Below are 23,024 nucleotides of genomic sequence, written 5' to 3'. Positions count from 1 at the left end.
CGTACTTATATACGGAGTTTAGAATGATGGTAATATCAACCAATAGACTTTCAAATGATAAATAAAATATTAGACAGAGTAGGCTCTAGTGGCGTTTGGCTAGCGGCACGGCCTGCTTCCCTGCATTAAGGTCACTTGCATCGGCATTAGGACTAGGCTTCTTCTCTCACTTCGAAGGAATAGCTGTAAATACGCTTTTACCTATTTTTGCATCTTTGGAACTATTGGTAAACTTATACAACTGGCACAAAAATAAAAACCATACCAGAGCTGTCTTCAGCATTCTAGGGCCTGTAGCAGTGCTATTAACGCTTTATCCTCTTTGGCTATATGATTGAAGCACATACCTATTTTACTTTGGTATTTGCTTAATGGTCGTTATGTCGGTTTTGGATATCGTAAAACCAGTAAGGGAGCAAACATGCAACGTATGGCTAATTGCCGTCGTTGAAACGATTAACGGTCAATGTCTGCTTTTCGCTCATAGCAGTCTGCCTGATGAAGTCTAAACTTATTCACTTAAACTGTGAGATCTGATATGAGCTAGTACAGCTGATATGCTATTTACGACAAAGTCGCTCGGTAATTAGAGCGACATAATCCCTTGGTAATCACACTAGTACATCATCATGTTTTTAAATTAAAGCTGTTGTTTACTTAACAAACATCCAAATACCGGCAGCGATCATAAACAGGTTTTCTGTTAGGGAGATAAACCCTAGTGGTACGTTACTGTCACCGCCTACACACGCACATTTTAACTCTCGTTTATCTATATAGACTGCTTTTATCACTGAAACAGCACCAACCCCACCTATGAACAATGAAATAGGGGCAATAATATAGGCTGGTAATCCGGCTATCATTCCAATGCCAACAAATGCTTCTAAAAATGGGTAAACATAGGCGTACCTGACTACTTTCATAGCGACTAAGTCATAGGTTATAAATGAATTAGTAAAGCTAAATAAGTCTTGAAGCTTTTGTATTGCTAACACTGCCATTGTTAGGGCTACAAACAGTTCAGCGGTTTGCATTGATAATAAGCTATTATTCGCTGCAAAACTAAATGCCACACTAAGCAAAAAACTAACCGAAAAAATCGCAATCACGGGCGTGTAAGTTGTACCTTCTTGCCCAGCTTTTGGCTTATCAAAGTAATCGAGTAAGTCGTCATAGCCACCTATACGTTTATTATCAATAAATGTTTGAGGTGTAGTTTCTACACTGTGTTGTTTTTTAAATTCATCTGTTTGCTCTCGAGAAGTTAATAGCTGATCATCAACTGTATATCCCTCTCGCTCTAGTAGGTCTTTTGATTTTAAACCAAACGGACAAATATGCTCATCTGTGGCCATTCTAAAAAGTTGGGCTGATTTACTCATGTTTAGCTCCCTTTTATGTATTGGTATAAAATTTTACTTAGCATTAAAATCCGGTACGGTCCTAGATTGTGCTTGCTCCTGAGTTTCTGCTAGGCCATTTTTCTCTATATCCTTTAGTAACCACTGCATTTCTTTAATCTCACGACGCTGTGCCTCAATAATATTTGTTGCAAGCTCTTGGACTCGCTTATCTTTGATTTTTGCCCTTTCACTGGTGAGTATTGCAATTGAATGATGTGGGATCATCGCCGACATCCATGAGCTATCATCAACAGTCGCTTGTGATCGAACTAAAAATAAACTTCCCGCAAATACGGTAACACTTGCAATGAGTACTGTTATATTTTTCTTTTTATCTTTATACATATTGAGCATGAAAAGTAGCATTATCACTGCCATCATGGCTCCCATATAAAGCGCCATATAAGTGCGAGTTTCACTAAAAAAAACATGACTTAGCTGATAAGTATTCAAATACATCAGTACAAACATGACTAATGTTGATGTGGCTATCATTAAGAAAAACTTTAAATACTGCGACATTAGATGGCTCCTTTCTATCATTTACTTTGTATATCATTTATACCAATGGGTAATTCTTACAGGTTATTAGGCGTAAACCCACTATATATTTAATCATTGAATCAATGTTTAATATTACATCAAGAGTTGTGCCATAAGTGTTAAAACTGCTCAGCGTATTTGCTAATATGCTTATAAGTATTTTGCTGTAAATCGTGCGTAAGCATTTCAATATTATATTTATAAAAGCGATCGCCCATTTCCATACCTGGCGTACCAGCAGGCATAGCGGGAACAGAGAGCCCTATCGTCTTTTCAGGATGTTGTTCAGCTAAAAACTGTTTTATATGTTTGGCGGGAACATGACCTTCAAATACAAATCCATCGGCTGAAACGGCTGTATGGCATGACCGCATATTTGATTTTATTTGATACTGAGATTTAATCGTCCCCATGTCATTGACGTTAATTGCTTTTGTTTGAATATTGTTTTCGCTCAAATGAGCAATCCACTTATTACAACATCCACAATTTTTACTTTTATAAACGGTAAGCTCAATTTTAGGTTTTTCTGAATTCTCATAAGTTATTAATGCTTTATGTTTTTTTTCGATACTTATCGCCGAAAATGACATAGTTAATGATAAAAATAACGCTGAGGTAATGTAGATTACTCGCATTCTTAACTCCTTAATTTGACCAATGAATATGAGTGATTTTCCAACCTGTATCGGTGTTTTTTAATGTGATTGATTCCATTCCCATAGACTTAATATCTTTTCCTTTGTACTTTCCTTGAGTTTTACTTCTTGAAATTGAGTAAGCTATGTCTCCATTTGTGTAAACTTGATGCTCTAGTAGTTCACTATTAACAGCACTTAAGAATTTCATATCCGCTATCATATGATGTTTCGCGTATTCATCTGCAGAACGCTCAACACTTCCGCCTTCAAAAATGATGACATCGTCGGCCAGTAATTTACGTGCAGCTTCGCGATTACCTTGTTTTAGAGATGCATGAAATAGGCTGACTGTTTTTGCAGCCTCGCTATCAACATTGACAAAGGCCTTGCCTTTTTTTGAATATTTTTCATCGTCATGTGCACTAACAGTAAAAGAACTAACAGTGCTAAAAATTAGTAGCAATAAAATTTTTAAATTAAAGGATTTAATTAACATACGTTTCCCTTTTTATTAATCGTTAAATAGGCGGACCAACAAGTGTGGTAAATACACTTGTTGTAATAAGTACAAACAGGGCAATTACTATTTCAACAGTAATCGAGCGTTTTAATATACTTATATGGTGTTGTTGAGTGATTTGCGGGACTAAAAAAAGCTTATGCCATGCACCTAGGAGCAGCATCGCGCTGACGAGTAACAGCTTTAATAAAATTAGTTGCCCATAATCTGATGTAAACAATGCAGAAAATGACTCTAGGTACTGCAGGAGCAGAGTTAAGCCCGAAATAAGTAGTACAAATACAATAACAATAGCGAGTTGACCAAAGTAATGCATTAACCGCTTTACTTCACTGGTAGGTAGTAAAGTGCAGCTTTTGTAAAGCGGCCACAATGACCCTAACCAGCTCGCAATGGCAATAAGGTGAAAGGTTAAAATACTTTTCACTAACCCATTTTCGTTTGCACTGTGCCCAGTAAAAGTGAAGCTATAAGCGATAAACCCAAGCATGATTAGTATAACGGCACCGTTTTTATAACCTGCTACGTTATCATCTGATTCCACATTCCACATACATGCGCTAATTAGAGCAATAATAAGCGCTGGTATTCTAAACCTTGCTTGGTCACCTATGACTGATTGCCAAACAATTTCAAGCATAAAGGGGTCAAACATTCCCATAAAGCCTGATTCAGCCATTGCTCCAGCTTCTATAGGTACTTGTAAAAGTGCAGCAATACTACCTGTAACTACACACGTAATTTGCCAACGTTTTAAGAACTGATGAAAGCTAATTAAGTGATGCCCTGCAACATTGCTGTTGCCACACATAAAGCGCATTAATAAAGTGCCCGCAAGCCCTACAATTGCTATATAGCTTGCTAGTTTTAATAATAGTAAGAGCACTGACCATTCACTTAATTGCATGATGTTGCTACTTAATGATTATGTTTGCTGTGGGTATTAGATTGTTCTTGCATCATCTTATGCGATTCATTTTTATGTACCATAAATCTAAACGTGCCAGTCATTTTATGTCCATCACCACCCAGTGCTGTCCATTTAACCGTGTAAGTGCCTTGGGCTAGGCTCGGTAATGACCAATTAAAGTCTGTGCTTGGGGTGGCGCTGGGTTTGAAATCAAAGTTTATTGTTTTATTTTTTTCATCTTTGATGATGACTTTTGCTAGCCTTACTTCACCACTAAAAATTAACGAAAGTTCCTCTGGTCCTTGCATTAACATGGCTTCTTGTGCAGGTATTGATTGCTTGAGTGATATATGCGCTGATGCGGAAAATGTAAGCACTAAACCTAAAATGGCTACTGCAGAGTTAAAAAACTTCATAATTACCTCTTATTTAAAATGATTAAAACCAAAATTTAATACCCGCAACAAATGCGGTGTTGTTGCTACTTTGTCCACTTGATGTGGCATAGTCGGCGGTATTGCCAAATTTATTGCTCCATTCAACGCCAATATAGGGCGCAAACTGGCGTGTAAATTCATAACGAACCCTAAAGCCAATCGCGCTGCTTGATAGGCCACTTCCAAGCTCGTTTTGTTTATCGTTTTTGCCATAAAGTGTAATTTCGGCTCGCGGTTGTATAATTAGCTTTTGCGTGAGTAGTAGTTCGTACTCTGCCTCTAACGTAAATGCGGTATTGCCTCGCTCACCTACGTATGCTGTCATATCAAGTTCAAACCAATAAGGGGCTAAACCTTGTAAGCCAAAAGCCAACCATTGCCGATTTTCACCTTCTTTATTGTAATCAAGACGAACACCTGCTTGAGTATCCCAATATGCTGATACGGCGTGACCCCATAAAATATCGGTTTGGTTTTCTTCAATACTTCCTTCGCTGAAATCACCCTCGGTTTTAATTACCAATCGATCAAAGGTAGTGCCGTACCATGCTTGTAAGTCAAATACACCTGCGTTTGCTTGCTCGTTATATTCAAGACGATCGCCTAGTAATGCGTAAAATGGATGCTCATCAGCGAGTGTTAATCGCTCATTGCCCTCAAGCGCATATGGGCCTTCTGTTAAAGTTGTTCCCGCAGAGTAAGCATGGGGGTCTCTTGCATCTTTAGGTGCACTTCCTCCTTGTGGTTGCATCTTAGCGCTATTCATTTGTGCCATTTCACTTTGCGCTAATAAAGGGAAACTAATTAATGAAGCCCCAGTTAACATTAATAAACTAAATGATTTAGATAGTTTTAATTGTTTCATGATACGACTACCTCTCTAAACATGCCGGCATCCATATGGAATAATAAATGGCAATGCCAAGCCCAGCGCCCTACATCGTGAGGGGTGGTTAAAAAGCTGATTCTTTGTGCGGGTTGAACAGGTATTGTATGACGTCGCACTTGCACATCACCTTGCTCGTTTTCTAAATCACTCCACATACCATGCAGATGCATAGGGTGCGTCATCATGGTATCGTTTTGTAAAATAACTCTTAAACGTTGGTTATGCTTCATATGCACTGGCGTGCTTTTACCAAATTCTAAGCCATCAAATGACCAGCTATAACGTTCCATATTTCCGGTTAAATGCAACTCAATTTCAGCTTCTGGCTCTTGCTGGTTAGTGATCCCTTCAAGTGAGTGTAAATCTGCAAGTGTTAAAACACGGCGACCATTTTTACGTAAACCAATACCAGGATCATCAAGATTTGTTCTAGGCATATCAACGCGCATATCAACTGAAGCTCCATACTCCGTTTTGGCATGACGCACTTTAGGGCTGGCAACTGCCAATGGGTTTTCAGACATACCATGTTTGCTATGATCCATCGCCATTGCACCGTGCTCCATAGCGCTATGATCCATTTCTTTAGAGTTCATACCTGACATGCCAGCCATACCTGCCATTGCAGAATGCTCACCGCCGTGGGTCATATTGCCCATCATATCGGTCATCGTTAACCATTCAACAGGGTCAAGTGCAGGTACTGGCGCATCAATATTAGGCGAGCTTGATAAAGTTCCTTTTGCGTAACCAGAGCGATCCATACTTTGAGCAAAAATCGTATAGGCATCATTTTTAGGCTCAACAATTACGTCGTAGGTCTCACCAGGGCCGAATCTAAATTCATCAACTGTCACTGGTTCAACGTTTTGCCCATCAGCTTGTACAACTGTTAGTTTTAGTTCGGGAATACGAACGTCAAAAAAAGTATTGCTTGAGCCATTAATAAACCTAAGTCTTACTTTTTCTCCAACTTTAAACATTCCTCGCCAATTTGACATTGGCGTACTACCGTTCATTAAAAAGGTCATTGCTGATGCAGATAAGTCAGCTAAATCTGTAGGATTCATTCTCATTTGATTCCACATTTTGCGGCGTTGCAAAGCATTCGAAACACCGCTATTTGAAACGTCATCAAAAAATTCTGGAACAGTGGGCTGATTGAAGTTAAATACATCACTCTGTATTTTTAATTTGCGGAACAGCGCCATTGGGTCATCATCAGTCCAATCAGATAATTGAATAACATGCTCGTTATCTGCACTAATAATATCTTTTTCTCGCGGTTCAATAATTAATGCACCGTACATGCCAGTCATTTCTTGAAAGCCACTATGTGAGTGATACCAATATGTCCCGCTTTGTTGTAATTTAAATTTATAAACAAAGGTTTCGCCAGGCATAATGCCTTTAAAACTGATACCAGGTACGCCATCCATTTGATACGGTAAAATAATACCATGCCAATGGATTGAACTCGGTACTGATAACTTATTTGTTACTCTAATAGTAACGTCATCGCCTTCTTTGAGGCGCAAGGTAGGGGCGGGTATAGAGCCATTGATAGTTGTCGCCATACGTACTACGCCAGTAAAGTTAACCGGCGATTCATCTATAACCAGATCAATTACTTTGCCGCTAAGTTCGGGCACAGTGCCTGTTATTGTTCCTGCTACTAAAGATGATGCAGCATGTAATACACTCGGAAAAGCAGCAAGTACACCTCCTGCAATTAAGCCTTGAACAAATCGTCTTCGTGGTGTGCTAACCTGTTGTGATGACTTTTTAAACCCCATTTCCTTACTCCTTCATACCAGAATATGTATTGAGTATAGAAAATAGACCTGTCTTAAACATGACGCGAACATTACAAAGTTGTAATGTTGGTGTCATGTTGCTGTAGTGACAGATACTGCATAATATTTGCAGAGGTAGTTGTTAGGACTTTAATGAAGGAATTGTATGCGCTTATTAGTTGTTGAAGATGAATCAAAGACAGGAGATTATTTAAAACAGGGACTAAGTGAAGCTGGTTTTCAGGTTTCTTTGGCGCGCAATGGACTTGACGGTCATCACCTAGCAATGACCGACTTATTTGATGTAATAATACTTGATGTCATGTTACCTGACGTATCCGGTTGGAAAATTTTACAGTCGCTACGTGAAGCAGATAACAAAACCCCAGTACTATTTTTATCTGCTCGCGATAGTATAGACGATAGAGTAAAGGGGCTCGAACTTGGTGCTGATGACTATTTAATAAAGCCTTTTGCTTTTGCTGAAGTTTTAGCAAGAGTACGCACTCTTATTCGCCGTGGTGTAGTACAAACAGTTGACGATATACTGATAGTTGCTGATTTAGAAATGGATATTCCAAAGCGAAAAATACAACGTGCAGGCAAGCGTATTTTATTGAGTAATAAAGAGTTTAGCTTACTTGAACTATTGTTACGGCGCGAAGGTGAAGTACTGCCACGTTCGTTAATTGCTTCTCAAGTATGGGATATGAATTTTGATAGCGACACCAATGTGATTGATGTTGCCATTCGTAGGCTAAGAGCAAAAGTTGATGATGACTTTACTGTTAAATTAATTCATACGGTTCGTGGTATGGGCTATAAATTAGAGGTTGAAACTGATGGCTACTAAGTCACGGCCTTTATCACTTACGATGCGTGTTGTGTTGTTTGTGGCTGTAACCGTTATTGCGTGCTTAACTTTAGTTGCCACCTTAATAAATAGTTCGATAAAACATCATTTTTTCCAGCAAGATAGTAGTGAACTGCATGTTATTAATCAATCTATTGAATTAGTTTTAAGACAACAGTATAAATCAAACCTGAAACTTAAAAATGAATTATCTAACGCTGTAGCGGGTCATCACGGTGTTTACTATCAGGTAAATACCGCAAAAGGAGAGCTCATTTTTCAAAGTTCTGAACGAGATTTTAGTGATTTTGTAATGAGTGCTAATGCTTCAGCTGGCTTTAACCGTAACAACATTACCTCATGGCAAAATGATACCCACACCTACCGAGCTCTGGTGAGTAATTTAAGTACTGGGCAACAGCAATACAAAATTACTACAGCGATAGACATGAGCTTTCATTTACACTTTCTCAATCAATTTCAACAAAGTCTTTGGGCTATTATGTTTGGCTCTGCGGTACTCATTTTATTGGTGGCTTGGTTTGCTATACATCAAGGATTGAACCCTTTACGAGGTTTGAGTCAGAAAATGCATGACATCCAAACTAATAAGATGGATGTAAGGCTTGATGAAAATAAAGTGCCTATTGAGCTTGTTAATATGGTGCAGTCGTTTAACTCGATGCTCGACAGGCTCCAAGGTGAATTTATTCGTTTATCAAATTTCTCTAGTGATATTGCGCATGAGTTACGTACTCCACTAACAAATATAATCACTCAAACACAGGTTGGTTTATCTAAAAAAAGACAGTTGTTAGAGTATCAAGAATTATTGTTTTCTAATCTAGAAGAGCTGGAACGACTAACTAAGATGGTTAGTGATATGCTTTGGCTTGCAAAAACTCAGAATGGACTGGTTAAACCCGTTCAAAATACTCTAAAAAGCCATGATGAAATTGAAGCATTATTTGAGTACTTTGATGCTTTGGCTGAAGACTCATTGATTACATTTAAGAAAAAAGGTCAAAACCTTTGTTTTTATTGTGACAAATTACACTTTCGCCAATTATTATCAAACCTCCTATCCAATGCAATAAGGTATGCCCCAAAAGGCTCATCAATCACAGTAAATAGTGAAATATTTACCGCTGATAAAATATGTATTTCAGTGATTAATACTGGGGAGAGAATACCTTCTGAGCATTTACCTTATTTATTTGACCGCTTTTATCGACCCGATAAATCGCGCCAACGACACAGCGATGGAGCTGGTTTAGGGCTTGCAATAGTTAAAGCTCTAGCGCAAGCAAACGGTGGAAATATAGAGGTCAGTTCAAATAATCAAACTACCAGCTTTAAAGTTTTTCTAAATTTAGCTAAAAGCTAATTATTAAATTTAATAACCCAATGTTTGCTTGTACCTCTAGACTTCCCAGCTTTCATTAAACACCGGTTTATAAACTTAAAGTACAAAACGGAAGTAAACTTCCGGTTTCTAACCCAATATTGCTATATTTCGGAAGCAAACTTCCGTTTATAGGAATTCAAAGGTAGTTATCGGAAATATACTTCTGTTTTTGAAAGCGTTGGCCTAGATAGCTATATGAGCCATTTTTCGGGGTCTTATTTGAGCGAAAAGCGGAGGGTCGGGTAAACTCGTTTTTTGGACAAAAATGAGTTAGAGCTGAAGGACGGCTCTGTGCCAAAAGCAGCCCTTGAGTGACTTAGTGATAAAGGCTGCAATGATACGATTGCTGACATTTCACTATTTCTTTTTATGCCTTCTCATTGCCATTAATAGACTGTCATTTAGCTATCGCAACAACTTTGACCTTCTTGAATTGGCGGGCATTTCACTGTTCCATAAGAGCAATATACGCAACAATCGCCTTTCAAAGGCTTTAGGAGAACTTTGCAAGATTCACATTCATAATACCACTGGCAAGCGTTGGTTGGCATTTCTTCAGTTTTACTGAAGCCACACTCAGGGCAAGTAATGGTAGAATTTAACTCTATACTTTGTATGTTTGCTCCTTCAAAGGTTTAACAATGTCTAATACGGACATTACAATCATCAAACAAATACCTACATAAAACAAATAAGTGCTCCATTCGTATTGCCATAGTGGATAGAGGGTTAACAAAACCGCTATAGGGCCAATAACCCCAAGAATACCTCTCGCATGATTTTGGTTTTTATACCAGTTATACAAATTTACCAACAATGCCAGAGTTGCAAATATAGGTAACAAGGTATTTACAGCAATTCCCTCAAAGTGAGAGAGAAAGCCTAATCCTAATGCTGATGCTAACGAGCCGAGTGCGGGGAAGCACCCCGTACAACTAAGAGCCGCAAGCCAAACACCACCTGAGCTAACTTTATCTAAAATCTTATTAATCATTTTTAACGTCTAACATTATTTGAATGATTTGAGTATGAACTCCGTAGGTAGGTACGGAGTCAATACTATTTTAGCGAATCGATTATTGGGCAGTGGGATTGATCGTTATTGTTGCGGCATGAATTAGTCATTTCTTTTATGACGACTTCTAAGCGTTGAAGGTCAGCTATCTTATTTTGAATTACGTTCAATTTCAGCAAGCCTAGGGATTCTACTTTGGCACAATCGCCATCCATTGACATCAATGAAGCCACTTCTTTTAGAGTAAAGCCAAGTGCTTTGGCCTTACAGATGAATTGTAATTGTTTGGTGATTGAGTCGTCATAGACACGATAACCATTTTGAGGTTTTTGAGGCTGTTTTATCAAGCCTTCCCGCTCATAAAACCGTATAGTTTCTACGCCTATATCAAGTTCTTTAGCCAACTTGCCTATTGTTTTCATCGTCCAACCATAAAATCAACTTTAATCATGACATTAGTATATCAATACGAAGTAAAATTGCTCGAACTACAATGACTGGTTTTCACTAAAAGCTGCCCTTAGAGCATTTACGTTAACTCGTCTTGGGGCAGAAATGAGTTAAATCGGAAAGGCAGCTCATGGCACAAATGCGTCTGTTCGATTTGGTTGACTCTATTTGTTCAAATCTGACAGTTTTGGTTAGGTCTTATTAAATGAATTCATTCCGCGCTTATCTTGTTAAGCAAAAATGCTAACTAAATCACTATTAAAAGAAAGTCCGCTTAAGTTATTTTCATTAATCAGAGATTTAAACTCAGCATTGCAATAAAGTGCTGTCCCGCCTTGAATGCATGATTTGAAAACAAGATGTTTGTCTGATTTAAATGATAAGGATTTGAGGCCATCCTCAATACCATTCAGGTAAGCCTTTTCAGTAAGAAATTCGTCTTCTTCTTCGAAAACGAGTGGATTAAATAAAATTAGCTCTTTATCACACCTAAGCGGTATAAATTCCCCGTAAACTTGCAGATAGTTCCCTAGGGCAATATACGCTTTATGGTTCAAAACAAGGTAATTCGAAAATAAGTTTACGTCGTAGGCTTGCTATAAAGCTTCTTTTTCAACTTTGCAGCTAAATCCGTTTTTGACTATATCCGTTATTCTAGTTTTGCCGCTTGGAAAGCCAATCTTGGCTAATATTACTGCTTCTTTATAACTGAGGTTATTTTCTTCGGCAATTTGGTCTGCCATCGATACGATATCTAGGTCAATTATATCGTATGTTCTATCTGGTTTGTGCAATTTATAAATATCGAGTTCCTTTCCCATAAGTAATCCTTTGTGAAGTAATATTTGTGCTTATTAAAGATTAATGAAGCCAGAATATCAACTCCTTCGGCAACGCAAGCAGAACCTCATTGGATACTAGCCAAATTTTATTAGGCTGGATTACTAAAGGAGTGCGCGTTAGTTATACCTATACTCTATTCATTTATTAGCTTTTACTGTATTCATTTATTAGCTTTTAATGTAAAACTAGCAACATTTACAAAATACAGATTCTCATCTTTGCCTACCAAAGCCCCTAGGTATCTACCGTAATGTAGAGCTCATGACCTTTAAAAGTAAAATAGACAGATTAGAAGGCGCTAATCGCCTTATTTATCTTCCATAATATCTTTAAGTGCAATGCGCTTTAGCTTAGTACCATCGCGATACCCTTTTACTAACAATTCATCTAATACAGCGCCGGTGTAAAAGGTATAGCCATTTTCTTCATCAACGGGAAGCTCATAAACAGAGCCTGATATTTGAGGCCAAATCCAATAATTCCCACAGGCTGATAAGTGGGGTAGAACCATTGAACCTGAGCTTACTCTCCATTCATCATCATTTTTCCACGAACAAAACAACACATAGCAGGGTTTGCTATCAATAGTTTGAAACGTTAAAACAACCCACCCTTCTGGCTTGTGTTTCATATGTCACTCCATCTTGTTTACAAAAAAATTTAAGCCTCCATTAACCTTAACTTAATAAACAAGAACACCCCCTCTTTTTTCTTAAAAAACACAAAAAATAAAAATGCTTAAATTAACCTAGAATTAATATCGTTGGCATTTTATGAATTTTAAAACCCAAATCAAAGACACTTAAAGAAGATAGCGAGAGGTCTGACCAGTTTAACCTTCTCTATTTCTGTAATATCTGCAATCATAGTGACTGCCTTATGAAAAGCATCAACTTTGCTGGGTCCAGGTGTGAAATTTTAAATTTAAGCTTTTGGGGGTAGCGCGGAATATTAATTACGCTTTGGGTGTTTTACTTGAACATAACAACGTCATGTTAAACACAAACATAAAACCGGTTTGGATAAGGTAAAAACAACTCGAGAAACCTTCACAGTACTTTAAAGATAAATTTTTTTTGAGAATAAATAATTTGCTCGTAGAAAAAACATTGAACTTAACTTTTGAATTTTAAAGTGAGATTAACCCTTGAAAATAAAACAAAATTTTCAGTGGCTCCAAGGATTGATAAGCCTAATTATGACGAAAGGAATAATGTAAAAATGCTTACCAAGAACAACTATTCTAAAGATAAACCTTTTAATTTATCACCCATTATCTATAGTGTAAAGACATTTATTTTTTGGGAGGTAAAATTATGACCGTTACAAAGACGAACGCTAACGTTCACAGAGGTCGATTTGTTATACGATTTTACTCCCATAAAAATCAGTGCGCACTTAATCCCGAGTCATTTCAGGAGCTGATCCTGGCTTTTAAACTGGAATGTGACCCTAATGTGAAGCTGTTTGCCACCCAGCCTGAGCAAATAGAAGTGACTATAGACAAAAAAGTTTACCGCTATACACCCGACTTCTTAGTCCTATATCATTCTGGCTTCGCTGAATATATTGAAGTTCATCATGAGTCTCAGGTTGATAAAGAGTATCACTCGAAAATTCATCTTTTTAATGAGTACACCCGAAAAAAAGCACAAATAGGTTTACGGTTAATCATCGTCGATAAGCTCAATACTATCTTTATGGCGAACCTGAATCTGATAACAATGTATTACTCGGAGCATTCATTCCCATTAACAATGCTGCCTGATGGAGATTTAACCTTTGGTCAACTCATCGAATGCTTGGAGGGTATAGCTAAAAACCCAGTGTCAGAGGCTTATGGACTAATTGCATCAAATGTATATAAATTCGATATGGAGAAGCCGTTAAACGCCTCTACTACATTGATGCGAGGTCACCTCAAATGATCGGATATGCTACGGGCACTGACTTGACTAATAAGTACGGTAACGTTGAATCTATTGCGTTTGTTGACAGTACATCAATACTCCTTTCCGGTGATGGTATAGAGACTAAGAAGCGCCTATTACCTCGAGACGACTTTGAGAAATCAATTGATGATCAAGGCTTTATATTAAGAAACGCACAGCATCCACATATTGAACTAACAGAATATCAAAAGTTAACGGTTACATCACGATTGATTTATCAATCTATCTTGAAAGAACTGGTTAGTGAAGGATACCCTGCTACAACCAAGAAGACATATGATGAGCTCATCAAACGAGTCGAGAGTCAACATCCTGCAACTATTGCCACAAAACACCCGCAATGGAAAACGGTATGTCGCCATTGGCGCGTATGGGTTCAATCAGATTTTAATGATGAGGCGCTTGCGGGAGTGAAGCGTAATAGGCCTATACGGCTAAATGCGGCCACTGAGGCTTTCATACAGCACTACATCGCTACCGTCTATTCGTGTAATAACTCTGCTTTCAAAGGCGCATATTACAGTAACTATAAACGAGAAGCGCAAGAAGCTAGCTTGAAAAATAATGAGATTCAAATCGCATCACAACGCACCTTTTACCGCCGGTTACAAGAGCTTACTGATGCCGAAAAACTTGCTAATTTTAAAGGCCTTTCACAAGCGGAAATCAATAAGCGACTAACAACGCTACGTAAACGAATAAAAACCTATTACGCAATGCAGCGCGTTGAATGCGACCGTGTTGTGCTAAATATGTGTTTAATTGACGACAAAACAGGTCTTCCGACACCGCCTATTTCTTTGTATGTAGCAATAGACGTATACACACGCGCACCTATCTCTGTGGTGCTTAGCTTTGAACCTGAAAACTCTGCCGGTGGGCTTAACCTTTTACGTCAAATATTTATGGCGGATAGTAATCTTACAATGAATGGACGCAAACCGACTACATTGATTATGGATAATGGCCCAGGGTTTAATAATCGTTTGATAAAAAAGGCTGCGGAGCGACTTGAGTTAAATATTCATTATACACCATCAAATCAACCTGCTAAGAAGCCATTCATTGAGTCATTTTTTAACGTATTAAGAGATCACTTTTTTTCAGGTATGAAGATTGAAACGCAAAGTGGTGAGACGAGTATTGGATTTCAAAGTTATTCAGGAAAACGTACTAACCCGAACTCACTCGACACAATTCCATTAGCTAAACGTGCGGATATAAAGGTATCTGATTTTACAAAGCTACTGAATATATTTTTGACAGAATACATGCACAAACACCATAAACAGGCTGGCCATACGCCTATCAAAAAATGGAATCAGTCCATTATTGATACGCCTATGCCTTCATTCACATATGATCAGCTACAACATTGCTTCCACGTGTCCAGAGCCCAGGCCTCACATAAATTACAGCAACGTGGAACTATCAGATGTTTAGGTCAAGATTATTACAGTGATGAGCTAAAACAACTATACGCGGCTACTAAAACAGACATGGAGCTGGGTGAAAACCCCTCTGTTTATGTGTTTCATGACGACCTAGATGCCAGAAAAGTAACAGTTCAAGCAACACTGCCTGGCGAGAACAATCCTGTGGAAATAGTGGCTGATAATATTGACCATCATGATACTAAACTACCAGTCAGCTTTGCTGAACTAAATGGCAATCAAACTCTGACCCAACTCGGAATATATACAGAAACTTTCTCCCATACTCCTACTGGTCACTATGTCGGTGAAATAACTGAATTCGTAAAGCAAAAGCCCAAACGCAAACAGCACAGAGGCCCGAAGGTAGCGTCTTTCAATAAAAATACGAAAGAGAACTTATCCATTGTAGAGCGAATAAAAAAATCTCATAAAGTGAATGAACTTAAATCACAGATATCGCACTCAGGTGAACAAGATACCTACGCAGATACGATAGTGAGCAAAACCAGAGAAATGGCCTCTACCCGTTATAATGATGATGAAGGAAATGAAAAACAATGGTAACTATGCCCAGTACAATTTTCGCATGTGACATACAAATGAAGATATGGCAAAGGATAGCGGAAATCCACAATATGTATCACGTACCTTCAGAGGATAAACGAGCTCAACTTATTTATGGTGCCTCGGGTGCTGGCAAGACGTATATATTAAAGCAGTATCACGCTCAGTTTTTACCTGTTACTAAGCCAGAAAAAACGACAAAACCAATCTTTTATGTCGCTTTTAAGGAGTTTAAAAAAAGTACTGCAGAGATAACTCGATTTTTAATTTCAGAGCTAGACGGAACAACACAAAATTCTCGCACTACTGCAGCTGAATTGGATGCCCAACTTATCTCACTTCTCAAAGGCCTAGAAGTGGAGCTAATCATTCTTGATGAAATTCAGAATATTGCCTCAAGTTATGATGGGATAGAGTTTCAACGAATTATTAAATATTTTTGCTATCTGATCGATAGCAACAAGATCCGTTGTTCGATTATTTTCGCCGGTACAAGCAGTGCTAAGCGCCTTATTACATTTGGTAGAACCGCCGGTAAATTTGACGATGACGAGCAGATGTCTCGTCGACAAATGCGCCCCATTGAAATTAAGCCAATCCTTCCTAAAACGAAAAACTGGATTGCCTGTTGTAATTGGTTCATTCAACAAGTTGGGTTGCCAAATTTAACAAAGGATGAGCACAGTGAGCTACTTGATCGTATTTACCTTGCGTACAGTGAGCACACCATGAGTACAATGCGCGATTTATTTTTACGTAATAACACACGAAATGCAAAAAACTATGATCAGCTTATAGAAGCCTTATTTGAAAACTTTGAGAAATATGCAATTGGGGCTGTCAATCCATTTGATTATGAACTTTTAACAAAAAAACAATTAGATGCATATCTAAATGAGCAAGATAAAAACCTTAGAAGTCAGTTCTATTCGGGGTTATGCTAATGCGTTTCCCAATAAAACCCTCTTACTATGAAGCGGAGTCAGGTATTGGTTATGTACTTCGTTTACTTAAAAGAAATGGCATACAATCAGAATCTCGCGTACTCAATAAGGCTATGCTAACCAGTATCATCAAAGGTAGATCAACAAAGAACGGACTCCTTGATCACCTTATTCCTATAACTCGCACTTTATCATCATTAAAGATAAAGTGCTGGACACATGCGAGATTGCTAACGCCACAAGTTTGTCCAGATTGTGTTAACCAATATGGGTATTTTAGGGCCCAGTGGCAAAATCCATTTTTACGACACTGTATTATTCATGAGTGTGCCCTGTTATCCGAATGCCCTCATTGCAATTCACCGCTGCAATTTACCATTAATCTTCTAAATGGCCGCTGCACATCACCTTTGTGCGGCTTACGCTTAACGCATATGCCATTGAATAATCAATTAAAATCACCTGAACAAGTCCACGATGCATACCTCATAGCTAAAGTGATAGTTGACGATAGTAATACACGAACGAGTTTCCCACCAAAGGAGATTACCTCCACATTATTAAATAGAGCGGCTGATATTCTTAATAACCCAGATAGTGCTAGAGTATTCTTAAGTGAAAGGGCTAAACGTGTACCAACAGATCTACCGTTGAACATTGAGTTTCACAAAATTGAAATTATTGTTCAGAATTTGCTATGTGAATGGGGGTCATTATCCACACTATATGAAATGTATAATAGCGAGTATATTCGTTCAAAAGCTCCCATAACTCAGCTTTGGTTTGAAGCTCAAACAGCCTCCTCTATAATTGGGGTAACGTTTAAACAAATCGCTCTTTTAGTCGAAGTTGGATTGATAAGAACTGATTCAAAAAAGGCCTTAAGAACAGATACTCGCGTTGAAATATCAGGTGTTTATACCTTTTTAGCCGAGTTCAGCCACAATAAAGATTACGTCCCCCTTTCTGAGCTACGTCGCTTTATGGCTCTTCATAATATCTGTATAACTGATGTACTGATAGCTGCTAAAAATAAAGAATTATCAATAACATACAAACCTTCATTAGACTTAATGCATTCCATACACGTTTTGCCTGAAGCATTCGATACCTTTTGTAAATTACATACTCAACTTATAAGAGATAAAACGATGTCCGTTGCAAACGTAGCTGAAGTCACCGGTATACCAAAGGTAGAACTAATGAGGTTGATTAATACCGGTAAGCTCAGGCCCGTTTACATTCATGGCAATAATTCAAAACGTATACTTAATTGTGATACTTTGAAGTTGGCGAAAACGCAAAACAAACAGCTATCACTCGACATTTAGTACTTTGTAATTTCAACTTTAATTTTTAGGCCGAGACATGTTCTCGGCCTATGCTTTATTAATAACAATACCGGCAGTTCACTAAAACTAATCGACTGAATATCAATAAGTTTAACTTTCCCTTTTTTAATAAAAGTTTAGTAATTTCATCCATAACTAAACCTAAATCAAACCAAATTTGAATTAACTCAACATTACAAATGAAGCTTCGCATATCTGCATTTTAACTTTCACTTAAATGGCTTCATTTCTCTTTATCCTAAAAATCCATTTTCTAATCGATTTACTACACTTTTACTAAGTAAATATTAGCGTATAGTGTTCGCCACTAATTTACCGAATACAGAATCTACTTAATTATGTGCTCATTAAAATCAAGTCAGAGTTCTTCAGTGGCAGAATGAGAATCTGCAAGGCAGAATGAGAACTTTTTGGCTGGATGAGAATTTGTGTTGGGGCAGTTTTTAGCTATAAATAATTCTCAATTTAAGAGGCGCAGTACCGATAAAGAACACAAGCTAAGTTATTGTTTTGAAATCTTATTACATGGCTGAGATTCTCAAGTTATATGGCGTCGATCATTTTTGGCCAGCGCCACTTAAGTTGAGAATTCGCGGCAGCTTGAGAATTGTTTGAATTTCATTCGAAGTATGGCACTTAAATTGAGATTTATTAACTAAAGTCTGACCTTGAATTTAAATAGGTTTAGATTTAAGTAAATAGTTGAATGATTGAAATGAATTACATTAAGTCTGAAGAAACCTTAATGTATAAATATAGAATTAGTGCGTGGGCTATTTCCGGTTTGTGCCATGAGCGGACGTTAGTCATCTACAAATATACACAGTGCAAGACGCGACTCCAAAAATCTCCTTAGCGAGAGATTATTTAATGGAGTTTAATATTTCGATAGCTTCTTCAGGTGTTGAACCAACTTTACATTTATTGAATGAAAGGTATTTAGGAGATACCCGTTGGATGGCATCTTTTAAACTTTTTTCGGTCAGAAAAACGTCAAAATAAGGCAGTGCTGCAGAAGCATGATGAATATCAAAATAGTGATTTACCTTAATATTTGATTGTTGTTCAACTAACCATGTACTTAAGAGTGTTGAATAAGTGTTTAAAGTTGGTAAAAAATTTCCAAGCTTATTTTTATACTTTAGATTGTTTAGCATAATAAAAATTTGGTTAACATTCTCTTCATTATAAGATCCCATAACTTCTTTTAAGGCGTTAGCGATAAGTCCTTTTTTAAGCGCTAAATAGAATTCACTACATTGATTCTTAGCTGAGCTTCCATATTTATCTTTCCTTTTTGCATTGATCATGCAAGTTGGATCTGGGTAGTCGCTCATGCTTTCACTTTTATCCAAAATCATACTTAGGAACTTGGAATCAATCGTTTTACACTCAAAAATAGCATCTTGAACAATCTCATCGTATGATACATCGTCTCCATCAGAGCAAACAAATTTGCCAAAGGTATATGGTATAGGTGTCCAAACATATTGGCTTATTACATCTAACTTAGTGTTTAATTCTCCGTTTTTTATAAGTGTAATAAATAAGATTAACTCCTCAAAAATTCGTTCATGATAGTCTCTAATAGATATGTTTCCAGAAAGCTGAAGAATTAGATCAAAACACTCTTTCAAAGTATCCTTATCTTTTTGTTTTACAAATTCATTAAGCACATAGTGTGATATGGGAATAATTATCTTTCTTGATTCATTAAGCTCAATAATTGTATTGTATAATTTTATTTTTTTTGCGCAGCTTACGTTATTGAGCTGAACATCTCTAAGGATAATCCAGAATTTAGTATCAAGGTAAACTATTGCTTTTTCACTCATAAATGAGTATCTACTTAAACATCGCTTTCTGTATGGATTCATTTTTCCTCTAAAAGTATATCTAACGCGTATTAATGGGGTCACGTCTTGTATTTTGCATGCAGGTAAAGACTTTATCAGCGAGCGCTGTTCGCTCTTTGCCGAAGTTCGGCTCAGTGCCAGAAGCAGACATTGGTAACGCCCTGTTATATTTTACAAGTGTACCCAGCTAGTGCCGGAAGACGAAATAGCTCTCTACTCTTTGCTTTTTCAAGCCAAGGAAAAGCATTGGTAGTGCCATAAATATCCATTAGTTCAAGTGCCAAATCGTCATAGTTTATGAAGAATAAACTCATAACCAAGTTTTCAAAAAAGTTGGCTTTGTCAGCCAAATGCATAAAACTCTCCCACAAACTATCAATACCACCCTTGATGTGTGCTGTTGACTCTTCTAGCTCTTGCTCATACGTGCGAACATATGTTTCAGAAAATTTCTTATCTTGTGCGAAGTAGAATAATGCCTTTAATCCTGCTAGGGTTTCAGCAGTTAAATAACCGTATAAGTTTTCCCAAAATTTCTTTTTAATCTCATCATCACGTTTTAGCGACTCAAAAATATTGCTCGTATCTACTTCAAACAAGCCCTTATCATGTCTACTCAGTATTTCAGGGTTAAGCTGCATCCAGAAATCTAGGAACCAAACTAAAATATATTCATCAACCCCTCTTAAAGGTAGCCTATTGTCTATTTTAAAGGACAGTTCATAATTGGACTTTATCAGGTTTATTACTTTAGTAAGGTCATTACTAGTTAACGAGAACTTCTCTCGGATAACCATCTTAGTTTCTTTGAACTCATCAAGTTTCCATGATGATAGTGTTGGCAGTTCATCTGCCAATAGAAAAAGTTGATGTCTCGAAAGCTTTTTTGTAAATGAACCTAATGAATATTCTTCGATGAGAAATTCGGTTAAGTGCAACAAATTATCTAGTTCTTTTTCTAAAGTGCCAAACTTATCTTTTAGAACGGTAAAATTAATAAGGGAAACATCCGTTAAATGCTTTTGGCTCTCGTTGTCGATTGGATATCTGAATGTTTGTCCCGTAGAATCAACTTCAGAAATGTCGAGGATAGTTGGTTGGATTCGTTCATTTATTACTTTATATCGTGTATCTATATTTTCAGATTCTTCTTTGAAAAATGACCATATATTGCAGATATCATGAGATCCAGCCAAGTCAAAATCTAGTTGAATACCTTTCCATTCAGCAATAATCTTAAGATCTTCAATAGCCCCTTTTAACCTTAGCTCGACAGAGTGTCGCATGTTAAAACATACGGGATAAACCATATCATCAACAAGAAAATCTCTAGAACTAAGCACTTGATCAATTATGAGGTTTGCAGCTTTAGAAAAACCTATGGCGTACTCGACATAGCTTGGTGAACCGTTGTTACCGACACAAGCATTAGCCCAAGTCGGCTTACCACCACAAAATGTAGAATTTCTTTTTTTCATTCACCGAATACCAAGTAAAACATAATATTTTATAGTCCGAAAATTGCGCATATTTCTGCCGACTTAACGCTCATTTATCTATTTTGTATAGTTTTAACAAATTACCTAAGGCATTACTATTACTAAGTTTTGTAAATTTTTTAGGTAAAGTTAAATGAACTAATATGCGCTCAGGACTCATTTTCATGAATATGTGTGAAAAGCGCAGTTTCACCAATCAATTAACGACGATATTTAGCCAACCTCAATGACCGGTTATCGCTCTTTGCCGAAGTACGCCTGGGTGCCAAAAACAGTCATTCAGATATAACTCGTTTCTGCCTAAAACGCTTTAGGGTAAATACTTTATAGGTGCCTTTAAGCTAATTTATACATTCACTTATTTTAGAAAGGCAGTATTTTTGTGTCACAATGCAACCATTAAGCTAAAAGCTTATTACCATCATGGAGTGGTTAACTATCCCTGACGGATGAGTGCCATAGGATAGTTATTAAATCAGCTATATGCTTATTTAGTTGCTGTTGTTGGTAACTTTGTTGAGAAAAGCCCAGCCAGTGCAATAAATACAAACGATATCGCTAAACAAGCCGCTAATCCATATAGCTGGAAAATCCAGCCTGACAATACTGTACCAATCAAACGCCCCATCGCATTAGCCATATAGTAAAAGCCAACATCGAGAGAAACACCGTCGGCATCGGCCATGCTAACAATCAAATAACTGTGCAGCGATGAATTAATAGCGAACAGTACACCAAACAACATTAAACCAGCAATGAGCACTGTTTTTACTTGCCAATTAAAATACAGGGATAAGGCTATACCTAATGTAACCAGTGCCAGTAAACTCGCCCATTTGGTTGTTTCTATAGCAGGCGAAAAACCTTCTTTGAGATTCATTACCTTAGGTGCGATAGATTGTACGAAACCGTAACCAATCACCCATAGTGCCAAGAAGCCGCCTACCGTCCAATGATCCCAATTAAAGGCTTGCGACAAAAATACGGGCAGTGCAACCACAAACCAGACATCACGGGCACCAAATAAGAATAGTCGTGCAGCCGACAAGAGGTTAATTGAACAACTTTTTGAGAATATATCGGTGAACTTAGCTTTGCTCTTCGCTTTTCCTAAATCACTTTTTAAAGCGTAAAGGCTGTAACACCATACAAGTGCTAAACCACCCGTCATCAGCAGCATTGCACCTTTAAACGATAATAAGGTTAACAGTAAACCACCTAAGAAAAAGCCCACACCTTTTAAAGCATTTTTAGAGCCTGTTAATATTGCCACCCATTTGAAAAGCGTGCCTTCTTGCCCATCGGTAACCAACGACTTGATAGCACTTTTAGCACTCATTTTATTTAAGTCTTTGGCAATACCAGAAAGCGCTTGGGCAATCATCACATATACAACTGTTAACCATTCAGAGGGAACAGCTAGCATGAGCAAGGCAACAATTTGAATAGCCAAACCAATGTTCATGGTTTTATTTAGCCCTAAACGAGCACCTAAGAAGCCGCCAATCAAGTTGGTTACAACGCCAAAGATTTCATAAAACAAAAACAGCATAGCAATACTAAGCGGGCTATAACCTAACGCATGGAAATGAAGCACTACTAACATACGTAGTGCGCCATCCGTTAAGGTAAATGCCCAATAATTGCCTGTGACCACGAGGTATTGTTTAATATCGTCTGATAATGATGCCAAGCGCTTCATAGTGTCAC

General features: G+C 37.6%; 24 protein-coding genes. 7 read left to right on the top strand and 17 right to left on the bottom strand.

The features are described 5' to 3' along the window. Window positions 1-95 precede the first annotated feature (95 nt). Entirely contained in the window at window positions 96-338 is a 243-nt protein-coding gene (locus tag LOC50_RS17545) for a MerC family mercury resistance protein (protein WP_327077832.1), read from the top strand. 315 nt (window positions 339-653) lie between these two features. On the opposite strand, the gene LOC50_RS16560 is transcribed toward LOC50_RS17545, so the two are convergent. The 8 genes from LOC50_RS16560 to LOC50_RS16525 all read right to left on the bottom strand — a co-directional run bounded on the left by LOC50_RS16560 (window position 654) and on the right by LOC50_RS16525 (window position 7,142). Next, the gene (locus LOC50_RS16560; RefSeq protein WP_024032682.1) at window positions 654-1,385 is read right to left on the bottom strand and encodes a MauE/DoxX family redox-associated membrane protein; all 732 of its coding nucleotides are present in this window, start codon (window positions 1,383-1,385) and stop codon (window positions 654-656) included. 33 nt (window positions 1,386-1,418) lie between these two features. Further along, a complete protein-coding gene (locus LOC50_RS16555; protein WP_024032683.1) occupies window positions 1,419-1,928 on the bottom strand; it encodes a DUF305 domain-containing protein in 510 nt (169 codons plus the stop codon). 140 nt (window positions 1,929-2,068) lie between these two features. Next, window positions 2,069-2,587 carry a DUF411 domain-containing protein gene (locus LOC50_RS16550; RefSeq protein WP_250653993.1) on the bottom strand — a complete coding sequence of 173 codons (519 nt, stop codon included), beginning with the start codon at window positions 2,585-2,587 and terminating at the stop codon, window positions 2,069-2,071. Between the two features lie 10 nt (window positions 2,588-2,597). Then, complete coding sequence (locus LOC50_RS16545) at window positions 2,598-3,086, bottom strand: YybH family protein (protein WP_008109928.1); 489 nt, start codon at window positions 3,084-3,086, stop codon at window positions 2,598-2,600. Window positions 3,087-3,108: 22 nt separating this feature from the next. Next, window positions 3,109-4,017, bottom strand: coding sequence for a CopD family protein (locus tag LOC50_RS16540; protein WP_024032685.1), 909 nt, complete (start codon window positions 4,015-4,017; stop codon window positions 3,109-3,111). Window positions 4,018-4,028: 11 nt separating this feature from the next. Then, window positions 4,029-4,436 carry a copper resistance CopC family protein gene (locus LOC50_RS16535; protein ID WP_004588802.1) on the bottom strand — a complete coding sequence of 136 codons (408 nt, stop codon included), beginning with the start codon at window positions 4,434-4,436 and terminating at the stop codon, window positions 4,029-4,031. Window positions 4,437-4,458: 22 nt separating this feature from the next. After that, entirely contained in the window at window positions 4,459-5,322 is an 864-nt protein-coding gene (locus LOC50_RS16530; RefSeq protein ID WP_055011431.1) for a copper resistance protein B, read from the bottom strand. Continuing rightward, window positions 5,319-7,142 (bottom strand): copper resistance system multicopper oxidase, encoded by a 1,824-nt coding sequence (locus tag LOC50_RS16525; RefSeq protein WP_055011432.1) that lies wholly within the window; start codon window positions 7,140-7,142, stop codon window positions 5,319-5,321. The genes LOC50_RS16530 and LOC50_RS16525 overlap by 4 nt, the downstream gene beginning before the upstream one ends. 166 nt (window positions 7,143-7,308) lie before the next feature. Here LOC50_RS16525 and LOC50_RS16520 point away from each other — a divergent pair, with 166 nt between their 5' ends. Further along, window positions 7,309-7,995 (top strand): heavy metal response regulator transcription factor, encoded by a 687-nt coding sequence (locus LOC50_RS16520; protein WP_004588805.1) that lies wholly within the window; start codon window positions 7,309-7,311, stop codon window positions 7,993-7,995. Further along, complete coding sequence (locus LOC50_RS16515) at window positions 7,985-9,382, top strand: heavy metal sensor histidine kinase (protein ID WP_250653992.1); 1,398 nt, start codon at window positions 7,985-7,987, stop codon at window positions 9,380-9,382. Before LOC50_RS16520 ends, LOC50_RS16515 begins: the two co-directional genes overlap by 11 nt. Window positions 9,383-9,804: 422 nt before the next feature. On the opposite strand, the gene LOC50_RS16510 is transcribed toward LOC50_RS16515, so the two are convergent. From LOC50_RS16510 to LOC50_RS16485, 6 genes are all read right to left on the bottom strand, one after another. Beyond that, window positions 9,805-9,954, bottom strand: coding sequence for a GDCCVxC domain-containing (seleno)protein (locus tag LOC50_RS16510; RefSeq protein WP_464711497.1), 150 nt, complete (start codon window positions 9,952-9,954; stop codon window positions 9,805-9,807). 53 nt (window positions 9,955-10,007) lie between these two features. After that, window positions 10,008-10,397, bottom strand: coding sequence for an organomercurial transporter MerC (merC, locus tag LOC50_RS16505; protein ID WP_250653991.1), 390 nt, complete (start codon window positions 10,395-10,397; stop codon window positions 10,008-10,010). A gap of 65 nt (window positions 10,398-10,462) precedes the next feature. Then, window positions 10,463-10,840 carry a MerR family transcriptional regulator gene (locus LOC50_RS16500; RefSeq protein WP_010557530.1) on the bottom strand — a complete coding sequence of 126 codons (378 nt, stop codon included), beginning with the start codon at window positions 10,838-10,840 and terminating at the stop codon, window positions 10,463-10,465. Window positions 10,841-11,098: 258 nt separating this feature from the next. Continuing rightward, the gene (locus LOC50_RS16495; protein WP_055011433.1) at window positions 11,099-11,425 is read right to left on the bottom strand and encodes a hypothetical protein; all 327 of its coding nucleotides are present in this window, start codon (window positions 11,423-11,425) and stop codon (window positions 11,099-11,101) included. Window positions 11,426-11,464: 39 nt separating this feature from the next. Continuing rightward, complete coding sequence (locus LOC50_RS16490; protein ID WP_055011434.1) at window positions 11,465-11,689, bottom strand: hypothetical protein; 225 nt, start codon at window positions 11,687-11,689, stop codon at window positions 11,465-11,467. 329 nt (window positions 11,690-12,018) lie between these two features. Further along, complete coding sequence (locus LOC50_RS16485) at window positions 12,019-12,342, bottom strand: hypothetical protein (RefSeq protein ID WP_054981787.1); 324 nt, start codon at window positions 12,340-12,342, stop codon at window positions 12,019-12,021. Between the two features lie 685 nt (window positions 12,343-13,027). On the opposite strand from LOC50_RS16485, the gene LOC50_RS16480 reads away from it, so the two are divergent. From LOC50_RS16480 to LOC50_RS16465, 4 genes are all read left to right on the top strand, one after another. After that, the gene (locus LOC50_RS16480; protein ID WP_055253882.1) at window positions 13,028-13,639 is read left to right on the top strand and encodes a TnsA endonuclease N-terminal domain-containing protein; all 612 of its coding nucleotides are present in this window, start codon (window positions 13,028-13,030) and stop codon (window positions 13,637-13,639) included. Continuing rightward, window positions 13,636-15,663: a TnsB C-terminal domain-containing protein gene (locus LOC50_RS16475; RefSeq protein WP_250653990.1), complete on the top strand. Its 2,028-nt coding sequence runs from the start codon at window positions 13,636-13,638 to the stop codon at window positions 15,661-15,663. The genes LOC50_RS16480 and LOC50_RS16475 overlap by 4 nt, the downstream gene beginning before the upstream one ends. Window positions 15,664-15,698: 35 nt before the next feature. Further along, window positions 15,699-16,607 carry a TniB family NTP-binding protein gene (locus LOC50_RS16470; protein ID WP_164834667.1) on the top strand — a complete coding sequence of 303 codons (909 nt, stop codon included), beginning with the start codon at window positions 15,699-15,701 and terminating at the stop codon, window positions 16,605-16,607. 440 nt (window positions 16,608-17,047) lie between these two features. Beyond that, window positions 17,048-17,938, top strand: coding sequence for a hypothetical protein (locus LOC50_RS16465; protein WP_250653989.1), 891 nt, complete (start codon window positions 17,048-17,050; stop codon window positions 17,936-17,938). Between the two features lie 884 nt (window positions 17,939-18,822). Here the strand turns inward: LOC50_RS16465 and LOC50_RS16460 are convergent. From LOC50_RS16460 to arsJ, 3 genes are all read right to left on the bottom strand, one after another. Next, window positions 18,823-19,794: a hypothetical protein gene (locus tag LOC50_RS16460; protein ID WP_250653988.1), complete on the bottom strand. Its 972-nt coding sequence runs from the start codon at window positions 19,792-19,794 to the stop codon at window positions 18,823-18,825. A 185-nt stretch (window positions 19,795-19,979) separates the two neighbouring features. After that, a complete protein-coding gene (locus tag LOC50_RS16455) occupies window positions 19,980-21,293 on the bottom strand; it encodes a hypothetical protein (protein ID WP_250653987.1) in 1,314 nt (437 codons plus the stop codon). A gap of 508 nt (window positions 21,294-21,801) precedes the next feature. Beyond that, window positions 21,802-23,016 (bottom strand): organoarsenical effux MFS transporter ArsJ, encoded by a 1,215-nt coding sequence (gene arsJ, locus LOC50_RS16450; protein ID WP_250653986.1) that lies wholly within the window; start codon window positions 23,014-23,016, stop codon window positions 21,802-21,804. Window positions 23,017-23,024: the final 8 nt, after the last annotated feature.

Origin of the sequence: Pseudoalteromonas sp. SCSIO 43095, from assembly GCF_023650455.1 — a bacterium.
Classification (GTDB): Bacteria; Pseudomonadota; Gammaproteobacteria; order Enterobacterales; family Alteromonadaceae; genus Pseudoalteromonas; species Pseudoalteromonas tetraodonis.
This window is presented reverse-complemented; position numbering and strand designations above follow the sequence as displayed.